Here is a 13,071-nt window from a genome sequence, read left to right as displayed (position 1 = left end):
CCCCGGCCTGAAGGCCGGAGCACTGGCCCGCATTTTGGTAGCCGTGACCTTCGGACTCGTAGTCCAGGTAGACGCCGTCGTCCTCCCCCCAGACGCGCAGGAGCACCCCATGCCGGTCCCAGCGCTCGACCGAGACGGCGTCTTCGGCGTTCTCCCGCTCCCCCGAGACCAGACCGGTGCGCAGGTCCATCTTCACGAGCTTGAGGTCCCTGGTGACCATGGCCAGAGCCCGGCCGTTCGGCGAGATCGCGCAGCCGTAGTCCAGCATGCCGGCGTCGACGCGGAAGGCCCGGTGGATCCGGCCGTCAGGACCTTCCAGGCCGAGATGGGTCAGAACGGCGAAGCCGGGCACGTTGGTGACCTCGCGCTTCGTGCGGACCACGCGCCAGCCGTCGTTCCTGATCGCCAGGATGTCGCCGCCGATCGACTGGAGACTCCGGCCGGTCTCGAAGTCGAGCATCGCGCCCCTGGCGTTCTCCGGGACGCCGAAGGTGACGGCGAAGAAGCGGCCGTTGGGCGAGGCGTGCAGGCGCGGCTCCATGCCCTCGTGCGCGACCTCGATGGCCTTCTGCGTGCCGGTCCGCAGGTCGTGGACGATGTAGCGGAAGTCCTCCGAGCGGACGTAGGCGATCCGCCAGCCGTCCTGGCTCACCGTGAAGGGCAACGACTCCTTGGCGCCCTCCGGCACGCCGGCCTGGGCTCCGGCGATTCGCCACTCCTTGCCCGACCCGGTCACCACCCGCCACTGCAGGCAGGGCGGCGGGTTGCGGGGATCGGGACGCTCCCTGCACCAGCCCTGGTAGGCGTACTTGACCGGCTCGGGGAGCCTGGTGAGGGCCGCGTCGGGCACGGGCTCCTCCTCGGCGTATGCCCAGAGGCCGTCTTCGTCCTCCATGTACTCGTCGTAGGACGTCGAGGACTCGCCGGCCCGCTCCTGCCGGGCGGCGACGGCTTCGCCCAGCGCGCTGACGCCGTAGACCAGGCCGGTCACGAGGGCCGCCGCCGTGACGGCGATGACCGCGGCGAGCTTCGCGGTCCTGGCACGCCGTCGTCGTTCCACCTCCAGGACCAGATCGAAGGCATCCTGGAGCAGCGGCGCGTCGGCGGCATACGCGGCGAGCGCGGCGCGCAGGCCGGGGCCGGTGTCCGCCGGAGGCTCGGCCGGCCGTTGCGCGGGGGCGTCCCAGGGCGCGGCCCATCCCGTCTGCCGGGGCTCCTCCGGTACGGCCGGCCGTACCGCGCCGGGCTGCCCCGCGGCGTCGGCGAAGAGCTCCGGGCGGGCGCGACGCAGGTGGAACAGCGCCTGGGAGACCTCGACGTGAAGGTCGGGCACGGACAGCCCGCACAGGCGGGCGGCGATCAGCTCATGGTGGCCGTCGTGGAACAGGGCCACGACCGCCGCCCAGCCGCGCCGGGACAACCCCGGCACGGGCAGGGCTCCGGGCGCGCCCTCCAGAAACGGGTGGTACAGCTCACGGAAGGCTGCCTCGCCCGGCCGATTCCAGCGCAGCGCCGGCCACTGGCGGCCCACGGCCGCCAGCGCCCGCCTGGCCAGGTCGCGCGCCTGGGCGGCGTCGCCCGTCAGGACGTACGCCGTGCGCGCCAACCGGTCGGCATGGTCCGCGACGAAGCGCGAAAAACCATGGGAATCACCCACTTTGCCCTCCTTGTGAGGAGATCACAGTAGAGGGGCGGTATCCGCAAGATCCAGAGCCGGAAGCTCATAGCTGTCTTGGCATACGCGCCGCATGCGCGGAAGGGGAGTGGGAATCTACGGGCCATGCGGCATTCACGCATCGCCGGCGCCGTCGCCGGTCTCGTTGGCCTCGTCGGCCTCGCCGTACTGGCCGGGTGCGGCACGGCGGGACCCGGCGGCACGACCGGCACCTCCTCCGCGACCGCCACGGCGCCCGCACCAGCCACGGCCGAGGGCTCCACCCCGGCCGACCCCGCCAGGCCCTCGCCCGCGGCCCTCCCCGTGCCCACCAGCACCAAGGAGGTCAAGGTGACGCGCGGCGGCGAGCCCGCGCTCCTCACGGACGTCCGCTTCGCCAGGCACGACGGCTTCGACCGGGTCGTCATCGACTTCCGCGGCGAGGTCCCCGGCTACACCGTCGAGTGGGTCGAGGAGTTCGTCGAGGACGGCTCCGGGCGCGAGCTGGAGGTGCCCGCCGGGGCGTACCTGCACATCAGGCTGCACCCCGCCAACGCCCACACCGACGACGGCGAGCCCACCTGGCCGGGCGGCCCGATCTTCAAGGCGGACCTGGGCAACGTCCGCAGCGTCGTGCGGACCGGCGACTTCGAGGCCTACGTCGGCGTCGGGCTGGCGCTCGACCGGCGTGCCGGGTTCCGGGTGCGCGAGCTGACCGGCCCCGACCGGCTCGTGGTCGACGTGGGACACTGATGGCGTGGTGAGAAAGATCGAAGGGGCGACCCGGATCCCGGTGCCCGGCGGCAAGGTGATCGAGGAGCACGTCGGGCGCGTCAACAGCGGCGACGAGTCCATCTCCATCGCGCACATGGTCGCGCCGCCCGGGTGGGAGGAGCCCGCCCAGACGCCGTCGTTCACCGAGTACACCGTCGTGCTGCGGGGAAGCGTCATCGTGGAACACGCCGAGGGCGTCACGGAGGTCTCGGCGGGGCAGTCGATCGTCACCTCGCCGGGGGAGAAGGTGCGGTACTCGAGCGGGCCGGAGGGCGCGGAGTACGTCGCCGTGTGCCTGCCCGCCTTCTCGCCCGAGACGGCCAACCGCGACTAGGTTTTCCACAGGGCTCGCGGCGGCTCCGGGACCACGGTTTTCCAGGACTTATCATGGCCAGATGAGCCAGCGACCCACACTCGAGGAGATCCGGCGGGCGCCGAAGGTGCTCCTGCACGACCATCTGGACGGCGGTCTGCGCCCGGAGACGATCGTCGACCTGGCGCGCGAGAGCGGCTACGGCCGCCTGCCCACCACCGACCCCGACAACCTGCGCCAATGGTTCGAGGAGGCGGCGGACTCCGGGTCGCTGGAGCGCTACCTGGAGACCTTCGACCACACCGTCGGCGTGATGCAGACGCGCGAGGCGCTGGTCAGAGTCGCCGCCGAGTGCGCGGAGGACCTGGCGGCCGACGGCGTGGTCTACGCGGAGGTGCGCTACGCGCCGGAGCAGCACACCGCCGCGGGCCTGAGCCTCGACCAGGTCGTCGAGGCGGTCCTGGAGGGCTTCGAGCTCGGCTCGCGAGGCCGCGACATCCGCGTCGGCACGCTGCTGACCGCGATGCGGCACAAGGCCCGCTCGATGGAGATCGCCGAGCTCGCGGTCCGCTACCGCGACGTCGGCGTGGTCGGCTTCGACATCGCCGGCGCCGAGGCGGGCTACCCGCCCACCCGCCACCTGGATGCGTTCGAGTATCTCCAGCGGGAGAACGCGCACTTCACCATCCACGCGGGCGAGGCGTTCGGGCTGCCGTCGATCTGGCAGGCCATCCAGTGGTGCGGCGCCGACCGGCTTGGCCACGGCGTGCGCATCATCGACGACATCTCCGAGGACGGCACCAAGCTCGGCAGGCTGGCCGCCTACGTGCGCGACAAGCGCATCCCGCTGGAGATGTGCCCGACCTCCAACCTGCAGACCGGAGCCGCGCCCTCGATCGCCGAGCACCCCATCGGCCTGCTGCGCCGCCTCAACTTCCGCGTCACCGTCAACACCGACAACCGGCTGATGAGCGCCACGACGCTGTCGCGGGAGTTCGCCAAGCTCGTCGAGGCCTTCGGCTACGGCTGGGACGACCTGCAGTGGTTCACGATCAACGCGATGAAGTCGGCGTTCATCCCCTTCGACGAGCGGCTCTCGCTCATCAACGGCGTCATCAAGCCGGGCTTCGCGCAGCTGAAGTGGCGGACATGAAGCAGACCTACCGCTCCACCGGAGCCTTCGCGATCGCCTGGGTGTGGATGGCGTTCGCCGCCTTCAACGTCTGGGACCTGACCGCGCACTACACCGGCAAGAGCACGCTCGTCGCGGCGGCCGTCCTGGCCGTGATCACGGTGGTGGTCTACATCACCGGCCTGCGTCCGGCGACGGTGTTCACCGAGGAGGCGCTGCGGGTGCGCAACCCGCTGCGCACGATCGTCGCCCCCTGGTCCGCCGTCGGCGAGGCGCGGGCGTCGCACGCCATCTCGGTGGAGTACGGCGAAGGCCACCAGATGCGGCTGTGGACTCCGATGGCCTCCTCGCGCGAGCGGGCCAAGGCCCAGCGCCAGGCCGTGCCCAAGCAGGCGCGCAGCCGGGGCGAGCAGCTGGCGGCCGAGGCGCTGGCGGGGAAGACGCACGCCGACTGGGTGGCTGAGCAGATCACCGAGCGCGCTCAGGCGGCCCGGCGGGCCACGCGGGAGCGGGGCCAGGTGAGCGTGCGATGGGCGCCCGACTCCCTGGTCGCGGTCGGGCTGGCGCTGGTGATGATCGTCGTCGCGGTGGTGGGGTAGCCCGGCCTCATGCCGGCGGCCCGCTACCGCGATACGAACACCACTCCCGCGCCGCGAGCGCCATCCCCGTCTTCCACGGCTGCGGATCGGCAGCCGCGATCTCATCCCACAGCCGCACGCTCGCCCGCGCGAATGCGTCAATCCCCTCAGCGCTTGCTTCCCGCCACGAGCCGACCCGCCCCGCCCAGGACTCCGCCTCCGCAGGCGTCTGACCTTGCGCCACCAGACGCAGCACCCAGCACGCCGGATCTATCCAGGCCGCACCCCGCGTCGGCCACGCCCAATCAATCAACGTTGCCCGCGCGCCCACCAGGACGTTGCACGGGTTGTAGTCGGTGTGCAGCAGCGTTTCCCCGCGAAAGTGCTCCAGCTCCGCCGAGCTGCCGACATAGCCCGCCCATCGCTGCTCGGCCGTCTTCAAGGGCAGGCCCGGACACCGCATCCCTTGCAGTTCCTCCATCACCTCGATGACCAGCGGCAGATCCGCCGATCCCGGGCCATAGTCCGCGTGTTCCCCTCCGGCGTACTCAAACCCCAGCAGCTCCCATCCGCCCGCCGTGGTCTGCCAGAGCAGGCGCGGGGAGATGTGCCGGACGAACGGGTTGATCATCGCTTCCATGCGCTGCATCCGGGCGCGCGGGTCGTCAGACCGGATGCCCTTGATGAAGATTCGTCCGAAGCCGGACAGGGCCACCAGCGCTATCTGTGAGTTCATCCCCTCCTCGACCGTGGCCGCCGTCGTGATCGGCCCGGCAAGACGCTCAATCGCCCCACGGGTCTCGGCCGGCAACTCCTCCCAGTGCGTTCGCTCCACATCGCCTCCATCCTGCGCCCCGGTCTCATCGTGATCATCCTCCGCCGCGAGCCCGGCACCATCTCGCCGGACTCGCGGCACCGAGGATCAATACGGCTGGTCATCGCCCGCCGAACAGGAGCACTTGTTGGGACCAAGCAGCACTTCCAGATCCGCGATCACCTCGATCTCGGGTGCCGGAGTCGGCCGAGGTCCAAGCTCCACCCAGACCGTTGACATCTCAGCTGTTCACCTCCTCTCGTTCTCGGTGTTGGCAGTAGCGGCTCAGCGGAGACTTGGCCTTGCGGTACAGCGTCACCAAGGGCATGCACGTCCCGCACGAGGCGCTGAGCGAACACCCCGTACACCCGCCCTGCCGCACAAGCAGCGAGTCGGCGATCTCTCCGAGCCGCGACAGCCCTTCGACGCCTTCCGCCATCAGGGGCACGCTGGGTTCTCTCCCGATCTTGCAGATGCTCGCCCGCCCGAACGGATCGACGTGGAAGAAGGTGTGACCCGCATGGCAGCCGGTGAACGGCTTGCGAGCTCGCAAGTGTTTCAGGGACTGAGCCGGAAGGGTCTCCGCGCCCCCGTAGATCGTCGGACTCATGTTCACATACGACACGTACGGCACGCCCCACCTGTGCGCCATGGCCTCCATCTGCTCAAGCTCGTGAGCGTTGTGATTGGTCACGATCAGGCTGAACTTCAGCGGCAGCCCCGCCTCCACCGCCGCGCTCACGCCCTTGACGAACTTCTTGAACGCCCCCGGTCGGCGCGTCAGCCCGTCGTAACTCGCCTCGCTCGCGCCGTACACGCTGACCGTGATGTCGTGCGGCCGATGCGTCGTCAGCAGCTCCAGGATCTTCGCATTGGCCAGCCGGGAGCCGTTGGACAGGATGCTCAGCATCATGCCCAGCTCGTAACCCAGGCCGTAGACCTCCGGGAACAGCTTGTCGATCATCGGTTCGCCGCCCGTCAGCTGCAGCCACAGCACTCCCGCATCGCGCAGGATGTACAGCAGCTTCTCCCGCTCGGGCCAGCTCAGCTCCTCGAACCGCTTCAGCCCGAGGTAGCAGTGTTCGCAGTCGTAGTTGCAGCCAAGGTTCAGCTCATACGTCGCGCGGACGAACTCCAGCGAGGACGGCACGCGCACCAGCACGGCCCGGCCAACCGGCATCCCGGCCAGCTCCACACCCCACAGCTTCCCGGCCGCCTCCGCCAGCCAGACCGGCGTCGTTCCACCCGAACCCGCCTGCGCGGCGACCTCCTGATACTTCGCCGGGGAGATGCGCAGCCCGCCGGGACTGCCCGGCCGCAGCACCACGTACTCACCCATGAACGGGCTCACGATCAGTTCATGCATGGCGTTCCCTCCTCTCTCGCGTCACTGCGCGCCTTCCTCGCTTCCTCGGCTGGCCTTGCAGAGGGCTACGGCAGCGCGAGTGTTGGCAGTCTCTTCCCACCACCCGGAGGGCGGGAAGCACTCGCGCTGCCGTGCCACCACGGGCGCGACGGACGGTCACCGGAGATCCCGGAGGAGGTCCGGCGTGGGGATCTGCCGCACCATCGCGCCCCGTCTCAGGGGTCGAGGCCGTCAGGCGGGGCGATGTAGCGAGCGATCACCGCCCTGCCGTCCTCACTGCGCAGCGCGTTCTCCCAGGAGCCGAAGAACGAAACGACGCACGCCCGCACATACTCCGCACTGGGGCGACCTCCACCCGAAGGCAGCCGCATCGGCAGCACGTACATCACTCCACCTCCCACACCACCGCAGTGAACGGCCCGATCAGCTTCGTCCAGGCCCGCACCTGCCGAGCCGCCGCCTGCGGATCATCAGGAGGAGCGGTCACATACACCGGGCACCTCTGCGGCACCTCAGGCCAATCTCTCCTAGACGTCTACTCGCATAGAGGAGATGCTTGATTCTTTTATACTCCTCTAGATGAGCTTGTAAAGCCCTATCGAGCAGGCAATTCGTAGGACAGCACGTAGGCGTCTCCCGACATGACGGTGTCGCATACCTCTACCGGCGTGCCATCCGCCGCGTAAGCCGTACGCACGAGGTGAAACACCGGCACACCGGGAGCGAGCTTCAGTGCCCGCGCCTCATCGCGCAGCGGCATCCGGCACTTGATGTCCTCCACGAAATGATCGAGCCGGTAGCCCTTCTCTTCGATGCGCGCGTAGATCCCGCCGGGGCCCGAGTCCGGCTCCATGATCTTCGTGTCCTTGGCGATCTCCATCGGGACGTACGAGATCGCCGTTTCCACGGGTTGACCGTTGATCAAGTAGCGTCGCGATCGGGCAATCACCCGATCATTGGGGCCGAGACTCAGGCGCTCTGCGATCTCCACCGGAGGCTTCACCTCATCGATCTTGATGGAGTCCACAGACGGCTTACCGCCCGCATCCTCCGTCTCGGCGATGAACGCGGCCTTGCCTTGCTCGCGATGCCGGCGCGCGAACCGGTCGGAGGCCAGCCGCCGCATCGGAGGGTGCGAGCGCACGAAGACGCCCCGCCCGTGCTCGGCCACGGTCAGGCCCTCGCTCTGGAGGACTTGCAGAGCATGGCGGATCGTCATGCGCGCGACGCCGTAGTGTTGCATGAGCTGAGCTTCCGAGGGCACCTTGTCACCCTCGCGGAGTTGGCCGCGCTCAATCGCCTGCCGGATGTGATCGGCGATCTGGCGGAACACGGCCCGGTCGCTTGTCGGGTCCAGATCCGGCAAAGTCAGCGATGTGGCCACCGGCCAACTCCTCAACTCGTACATACGTCTACTACAGTCGAGGCTAGCTTCTACCGAAGCGGGAGACATCCCTATGGACCGCCCCAGCGCCCACTCCGTCAGCGTCGCCGGTGTGATCATCGACGATCAGGGGCGTGCCCTGCTCACCCAGCGCCGCGACAACGGCCACTGGGAAGCGCCCGGCGGGATCTTGGAGCTTGACGAGGACATCACCACCGGCCTGCTTCGGGAGGTAGAGGAGGAGACTGGCCTCAAGGTGGAGCCTGTTGCTCTCACTGGGGTCTACAAGAACATGGCGCGCGGCATCGTGGCCCTGGTCTTCCGCTGCAAGATCGTGGGTGGTCGGCTCGCCGAGACCGACGAGGCCCGCGCCTTCCGCTGGGTCACCGCCGATGAGGTTCGCGAGCTGGCATCCGAGGCGTTCGCCGTCCGCGTTCTTGACGCCATGAGGAGCGATCAGGCGCCGGCCGTACGGCACCATGACGGGGTGCGCTTGCTCAGCGCGTTGTGATGTTCCATGCCCCCGGATCTGGCGCGGTTGACGAAAGCGTGTCCAGGACGGCCCGCTGCGCCTTGCCAAGGCTGTGCTGCGGCCCGCTCATGCCCAGGCATCCACCAGCTCGTCGGGCGAGATGTGCCGGATGCCCTGGGCGGTGCAGCCGCCCCGGGACACCGCGATCATCGGCGTGGCGGTGTCGGCGCCGGGCAGCTTGGACCGATGGACGATGAGCTCGGCCAGGTCGTGGTCGTCGAAGGGCCGATCCTCCAGCCACTTGATCGAGCCTGCCATCGTGATCCTCTTGGCCACCGGCTCCCGGTCGGCGCCCACCAGATCAATCTGGGGGTTGTTGCTTCTGGTCCAGTAGCTCCCGATGGCGCCGGTCTCCTCCGGCATGCCGTCCATGCGGCGCAGGGACTCCCGGACGAGCGGCTCGACGGCCATGCCACGCCACGCGGTCCAGGACTGGCGCAGCCGCCGCATCACGAGGTCGCCACGGCCTCTTTCGATCTCCGCCATGTGCGGCCCGATGAAGGCCAGCCAGAACCTCAGATGCGGGTCGGCGAGGTGATAACGCCGTTCCCGTGACGGCCTGGTGGACAGCGGGAGCTCCGGCACCACCACCCGCTTCTCGATGAGGATCTGGAGCGCCCGCTGCAACGTCGTCCCCGGCATGCCGCCCGACGCGCGCTCCAGCGACGAGTACGATCGCTCTCCCGCGCCCAGGGCCTTGAGGAGCACGCGGGCGTGCGCGTCCGCCGGGAACTCCGCGGCAAGAGTCCGCTCCCCGCTGATCACCAGCGCCGACGAGGAGTCCGTCACCGCCTCCTCGAGGTAGTCCCACAGCGAGGCGCCGGAGGGCCACTCCTCGCACGTCAACGGCAGGCCACCGGTGACGAGATGGGCGTCGATCGCCGTGGCCGCATCCAGGCCGAGCATGTGCTTGATGTCGTGCGGGGTCAGCGGGGAGACGACCATCTCCGTGGCGCGCATGTGGAACGGCCTGTCGTACTGGTTGATCGCCTCCATGACGGACAGGTCGGAGCCGATCAGGATCAGGAGCACGGGCAGGCGCGACAGCTCCCGGTCGAGCCACCGTTGCAGGCGGCCCTCCAGGTGCGGATCGCTTTCGATCATGTACGGCAGCTCGTCGATGACGACGATGCTCGGCGAGTCCTGAGGGAGTGCCCGGACGAGCAGGCTCAGCGCGCTGTCCCATGAGGTGGCGCGCACGTCGGCGAACAGCTGGGAGCCGGGCAGGCCGGACAGGGCGGCGTCGGCGACGAAGACCCTCAGCTGCTCCTCGAGCGGCTCCCGCGCGGCGGTGAAGAAGAACGAGGGCACCCGCATCCTGCTCACGAACTCCTCGGCCAGCCGCGACTTGCCGACTCGCCGCCGCCCGCGCATCAGGACGGCTCTGCCGGGCCGATCGGTCCTTCCTCCCGCGGCGACCCGGCGGAAGAGCTTGGTCAGCTTTTCCAGCTCGTTGCGCCGCCCGATGAACCTGCCCATCGCCCTCCTGGCAACCAAATTTGGCTCATCCACCTTTGGTTGAGCCAAATTTGGCTGTATCTCCTTTGGTACAGCCAACATTGGTTGTCTTCGCCGTACCAGGCGACCAGGCAGTGCTCAGCGACGGCGGTTGGCGAAGCGCTCCATGCCGGCCTTCGCGATGCCGCTCTCCTCGACCGCCTTCGCCGCTTCCGTCTCGGCGGCGAAGGCCCGCTCCACTTCCTCCAGGGACGGGCGCAGCAAAGACAGGTGAACCGCGGTGGCCGCTCCCGGCGCGGTCCAGCGGTGGATGCGCGCGAGGGCGGCGTCCAGCAGCGCGTCCGGCGGCACGATCTCGTCGAGCAGGCCGGCTTCGAGGGCCTGCGTGGCGCTGAGGCGCGCGCTGTCGAGGACCATCCGCAGGGCGCGGCCGCCGCCGACCAGGCGAGGGAGGAGCAGGCTTGAGGCGTTCGAGATCGACAGGCCGATGCCGTTCTCCGGCAGGAAATACTCGGCCGAGGGCGTCCCGATCCGCGCGTCGAAGCAGAAGGTCCATTCCGCCGCGCCGCCGACCGCCAGCCCGTTGATCGCCGCCACGACGGGGATCCGCGTCTCCAGCACCGAGCGGGTGAGGTCGTGGAAGGTCTCGACCTCTTCCACCAGCGAGCGGCCGCGCGCCTCCACCAGGTCCTCCCCGGCGCAGAAGGCCCGGCCCGCGCCGGTCACCACGATGCCGCGCCCCGCCGCCCCCCGGACGGCCGAGGCGAGCTCGCGGCGCATGGCGGAGGTGAGCGCGTTGAGTTTGGCGGGCCGCTGGAGCGTCACCACCGTGACCTCGTCCCGTAGGGTCACGTCGATCATCGGGTCCTCCCCGGTAGGTCGAAGGCGGTCATCAAGGGGTAGCCGGGAGGCGGGTCAGCTCTGCACGTCGAAGGCGTCCGCCCGCTGGTCCTTGCCCGGCCGCAGCAGGTGGCGCTTCTCGATGCGGGCCGACGGCGTGAGCTGGAAGCCTTCCACGAACTCCACGAAGGCCGGCACCTTGAACCGCGCCAGCCGTTCCCGCGCATGGGCGGTCACGCTCAGCGCCGTCTCCAGCGTCGGCTCGTGCCCCGGCCGCAGCTGGATGAACGCCTTGGGCAGCTCGCCCCACAGCTCGTCGGGAATCGGGACGAGCGCGACGGACAGCACGGCCGGATGCTGCGCGAGCACGCTCTCGACCTCCGCGCACGAGATGTTCTCGCCGCCCCGCCGTACCATGTCCTTCAGCCGCCCGGCGTGGTGGATGTAGCCGGCCGAGTCGACGAAGCCCAGGTCGCCGGTGTGGTACCAGCCGTCGCGGAACGGGTCGGGCCGGTTCCAGTAGCCCTTCATCATGGGCCGCCCGCGCACGACGATCTCGCCCGTCTCCGGCAGGACCTTGACCTCCTTGCCGGGCGGCGGGTGGCCGAGCGCGCCCGTGCCGACCGTGTCGACCGCGTCGGGGGCGGTCATGAGGTCCAGCCCGGTCTCGGTCGAGCCGTACAGCTCGCGCCAGGGCGCGCCCCAGCGTTCCTCGAAGGCGCGGTGCAGGTCGGGCTGGATGCCGGAGCACAGGACCAGCCGCATGCGGTTGTCGCGGTCCAGCGGGTCGGGCGGCTGCTTGTACAGCAGCAAAGGCATGGTGCCCAGCACGTAGGTGAGGGTCGCCCCGTGCTCGCGGACCGAGCGCCAGAAGCCGGAGGCGGAGAAGCGGGGCAGGACCACGATCGGGATGCCGCCGACCGCGCACATCAGCGACGTCCACTGCGGGTCCATGTAGGAGAACGCCTGCGCGATGATCATGACGTCGTCGTCGCGCAGCCCCACCGCGTCGGCGGTCAGGCGGGCGTTGTCGATCCAGTACTCGTGGGTCAGCATGCAGGCCTTCGGGAACCCCGTGGTGCCCGACGTGTACTGAAAATTCGCGACATCATCGGGCTTTGCGGGTACGGCGAAGCCGCCCGAGTCCGGCGAGTCCGGGCCGGTCAAGGAGTCCAGCAGCCAGACCCGGCCGCCCACCTCCTCCACCAGCGGCGCGTACTCCGGCGAGGTGATCACCGCCACCGCCCCCGAGTCCCGCAGCACGAAGGACAGGTCCGCCGCCCGGTAGCGCACGTTGATCGGAACCGTGATCGCCCCTGCCTTGAGGATCGCGATCCAGCTGAGCGGCCAGCCGGGCACGTTGTCCAGCATCACCGCCACCCGGTCGCCGGGCCGTACCCCCCGGCCGGCCAGCGCCCGCGCCATGCGGTCGCTTCGCGCGTCCACCTCGGCGAAGCTCAGCGACTCGCCGGGGAAGCGCAGGAACTCCCGCCGGCCGTACCGGTCGGCGGCCTGTCGGATGAGCTCGGGGACGGTCATCGCGGCTCCCACGGGTAGATCGGCAGAAGGGACAGGTCCAGATGGGGGATGCGGCTGGCCGGATCGGCGTTGACGGCGGTCAGCCCGATGCCGACGAACTCGGCGCACACCTCCTCCAGCGGGGACTCGCCGTCCGGGCGGTACCACTCGCTGGTCCCGGTGCACATCGACATCAGCGCCAGCCGGCTCAGCTTCTGGTTGGCGACGATGAACGCGCCCCTGGCCACGCCCTCGGCGATGGTGTCGCGCCAGATGCCCTCGTAGGCGTCGCGCAGCGCGATGATCTCGTCGTGCGCGCCCGATCCCGGGGTGAGGGAGCGCAGCTCGCCGTCCATGACGCGGGTCGTCATCGGGTTGAGGGCGTGGATCGCGGTGAGCGAGCCGATCAGCAGCGCCAGGCGGTCGCGGGGCCGGTCGACGCCGTCGAGCAGCCGGTGCGTGGTCTCGATGAGGCCGGCGTGTCCCTCGCGCATGAGGCCGGCGAGCAGAGCCTCCTTGCTCGCCACATGGTGATATATCCCGGCGTTGGTCATGTTGACCGCTTTGGCGAGGTCGCGGATGCTCGTCGCCGCGTACCCGCGCTGGGCGAACATCAACACGGCCGCGCTCTTGATCCGCAGCGCGGGATCGGTCGTCGTCAGCATTGCACCCACCGAGCACCTACCGAACGTTCGGTCCAGCGAATCC

14 protein-coding genes are annotated in these 13,071 nt (G+C 69.7%); 5 read left to right on the top strand and 9 right to left on the bottom strand.

The window, feature by feature from the left end:
- The coding region (locus BSB02_RS28910; protein ID WP_143591272.1) for a SigE family RNA polymerase sigma factor at positions 1 to 1,657 on the bottom strand (1,657 nt) is incomplete at its 3' end.
- Between the two features lie 123 nt (positions 1,658 to 1,780).
- On the opposite strand from BSB02_RS28910, the gene BSB02_RS28905 reads away from it, so the two are divergent.
- The 4 genes from BSB02_RS28905 (at position 1,781) to BSB02_RS28890 (ending at position 4,472) form a co-directional block, all read left to right on the top strand.
- Entirely contained in the window at positions 1,781 to 2,407 is a 627-nt protein-coding gene (locus tag BSB02_RS28905; protein WP_084963729.1) for an AMIN-like domain-containing (lipo)protein, read from the top strand.
- A gap of 4 nt (positions 2,408 to 2,411) precedes the next feature.
- Positions 2,412 to 2,762 (top strand): cupin domain-containing protein, encoded by a 351-nt coding sequence (locus tag BSB02_RS28900; RefSeq protein ID WP_084963728.1) that lies wholly within the window; start codon positions 2,412 to 2,414, stop codon positions 2,760 to 2,762.
- A gap of 61 nt (positions 2,763 to 2,823) precedes the next feature.
- Positions 2,824 to 3,894 carry an adenosine deaminase gene (locus BSB02_RS28895; protein ID WP_084963727.1) on the top strand — a complete coding sequence of 357 codons (1,071 nt, stop codon included), beginning with the start codon at positions 2,824 to 2,826 and terminating at the stop codon, positions 3,892 to 3,894.
- Complete coding sequence (locus BSB02_RS28890; protein ID WP_084963726.1) at positions 3,891 to 4,472, top strand: PH domain-containing protein; 582 nt, start codon at positions 3,891 to 3,893, stop codon at positions 4,470 to 4,472. The genes BSB02_RS28895 and BSB02_RS28890 overlap by 4 nt, the downstream gene beginning before the upstream one ends.
- Before the next feature lie 7 nt (positions 4,473 to 4,479).
- On the opposite strand, the gene BSB02_RS28885 is transcribed toward BSB02_RS28890, so the two are convergent.
- The 4 genes from BSB02_RS28885 to BSB02_RS28875 all read right to left on the bottom strand — a co-directional run bounded on the left by BSB02_RS28885 (position 4,480) and on the right by BSB02_RS28875 (position 8,015).
- Positions 4,480 to 5,286: a hypothetical protein gene (locus BSB02_RS28885; protein ID WP_084963725.1), complete on the bottom strand. Its 807-nt coding sequence runs from the start codon at positions 5,284 to 5,286 to the stop codon at positions 4,480 to 4,482.
- Between the two features lie 220 nt (positions 5,287 to 5,506).
- Entirely contained in the window at positions 5,507 to 6,592 is a 1,086-nt protein-coding gene (locus tag BSB02_RS28880; RefSeq protein WP_276206362.1) for a radical SAM protein, read from the bottom strand.
- A gap of 254 nt (positions 6,593 to 6,846) precedes the next feature.
- Complete coding sequence (locus tag BSB02_RS40755; RefSeq protein WP_158088748.1) at positions 6,847 to 7,017, bottom strand: hypothetical protein; 171 nt, start codon at positions 7,015 to 7,017, stop codon at positions 6,847 to 6,849.
- Between the two features lie 209 nt (positions 7,018 to 7,226).
- Positions 7,227 to 8,015 (bottom strand): GntR family transcriptional regulator, encoded by a 789-nt coding sequence (locus tag BSB02_RS28875; RefSeq protein ID WP_240506712.1) that lies wholly within the window; start codon positions 8,013 to 8,015, stop codon positions 7,227 to 7,229.
- A gap of 73 nt (positions 8,016 to 8,088) precedes the next feature.
- On the opposite strand from BSB02_RS28875, the gene BSB02_RS28870 reads away from it, so the two are divergent.
- Entirely contained in the window at positions 8,089 to 8,526 is a 438-nt protein-coding gene (locus BSB02_RS28870; RefSeq protein ID WP_084963722.1) for an NUDIX hydrolase, read from the top strand.
- Between the two features lie 87 nt (positions 8,527 to 8,613).
- On the opposite strand, the gene BSB02_RS28865 is transcribed toward BSB02_RS28870, so the two are convergent.
- The 4 genes from BSB02_RS28865 to BSB02_RS28850 all read right to left on the bottom strand — a co-directional run bounded on the left by BSB02_RS28865 (position 8,614) and on the right by BSB02_RS28850 (position 13,028).
- Complete coding sequence (locus tag BSB02_RS28865) at positions 8,614 to 10,026, bottom strand: ATP-binding protein (RefSeq protein ID WP_084963721.1); 1,413 nt, start codon at positions 10,024 to 10,026, stop codon at positions 8,614 to 8,616.
- 117 nt (positions 10,027 to 10,143) lie between these two features.
- A complete protein-coding gene (locus tag BSB02_RS28860) occupies positions 10,144 to 10,866 on the bottom strand; it encodes an enoyl-CoA hydratase/isomerase family protein (protein WP_084963720.1) in 723 nt (240 codons plus the stop codon).
- Positions 10,867 to 10,920: 54 nt separating this feature from the next.
- Positions 10,921 to 12,384: a class I adenylate-forming enzyme family protein gene (locus BSB02_RS28855; protein WP_240506711.1), complete on the bottom strand. Its 1,464-nt coding sequence runs from the start codon at positions 12,382 to 12,384 to the stop codon at positions 10,921 to 10,923.
- Positions 12,381 to 13,028 carry a TetR/AcrR family transcriptional regulator gene (locus tag BSB02_RS28850; protein WP_084963719.1) on the bottom strand — a complete coding sequence of 216 codons (648 nt, stop codon included), beginning with the start codon at positions 13,026 to 13,028 and terminating at the stop codon, positions 12,381 to 12,383. The genes BSB02_RS28855 and BSB02_RS28850 overlap by 4 nt, the downstream gene beginning before the upstream one ends.
- Between the last annotated feature and the right edge of the window lie 43 nt (positions 13,029 to 13,071).

Source organism: Thermoactinospora rubra (genome assembly GCF_002093975.1).
In the GTDB taxonomy this organism is placed as follows: domain Bacteria; phylum Actinomycetota; class Actinomycetes; order Streptosporangiales; family Streptosporangiaceae; genus Nonomuraea; species Nonomuraea rubra_A.
This window is presented reverse-complemented; position numbering and strand designations above follow the sequence as displayed.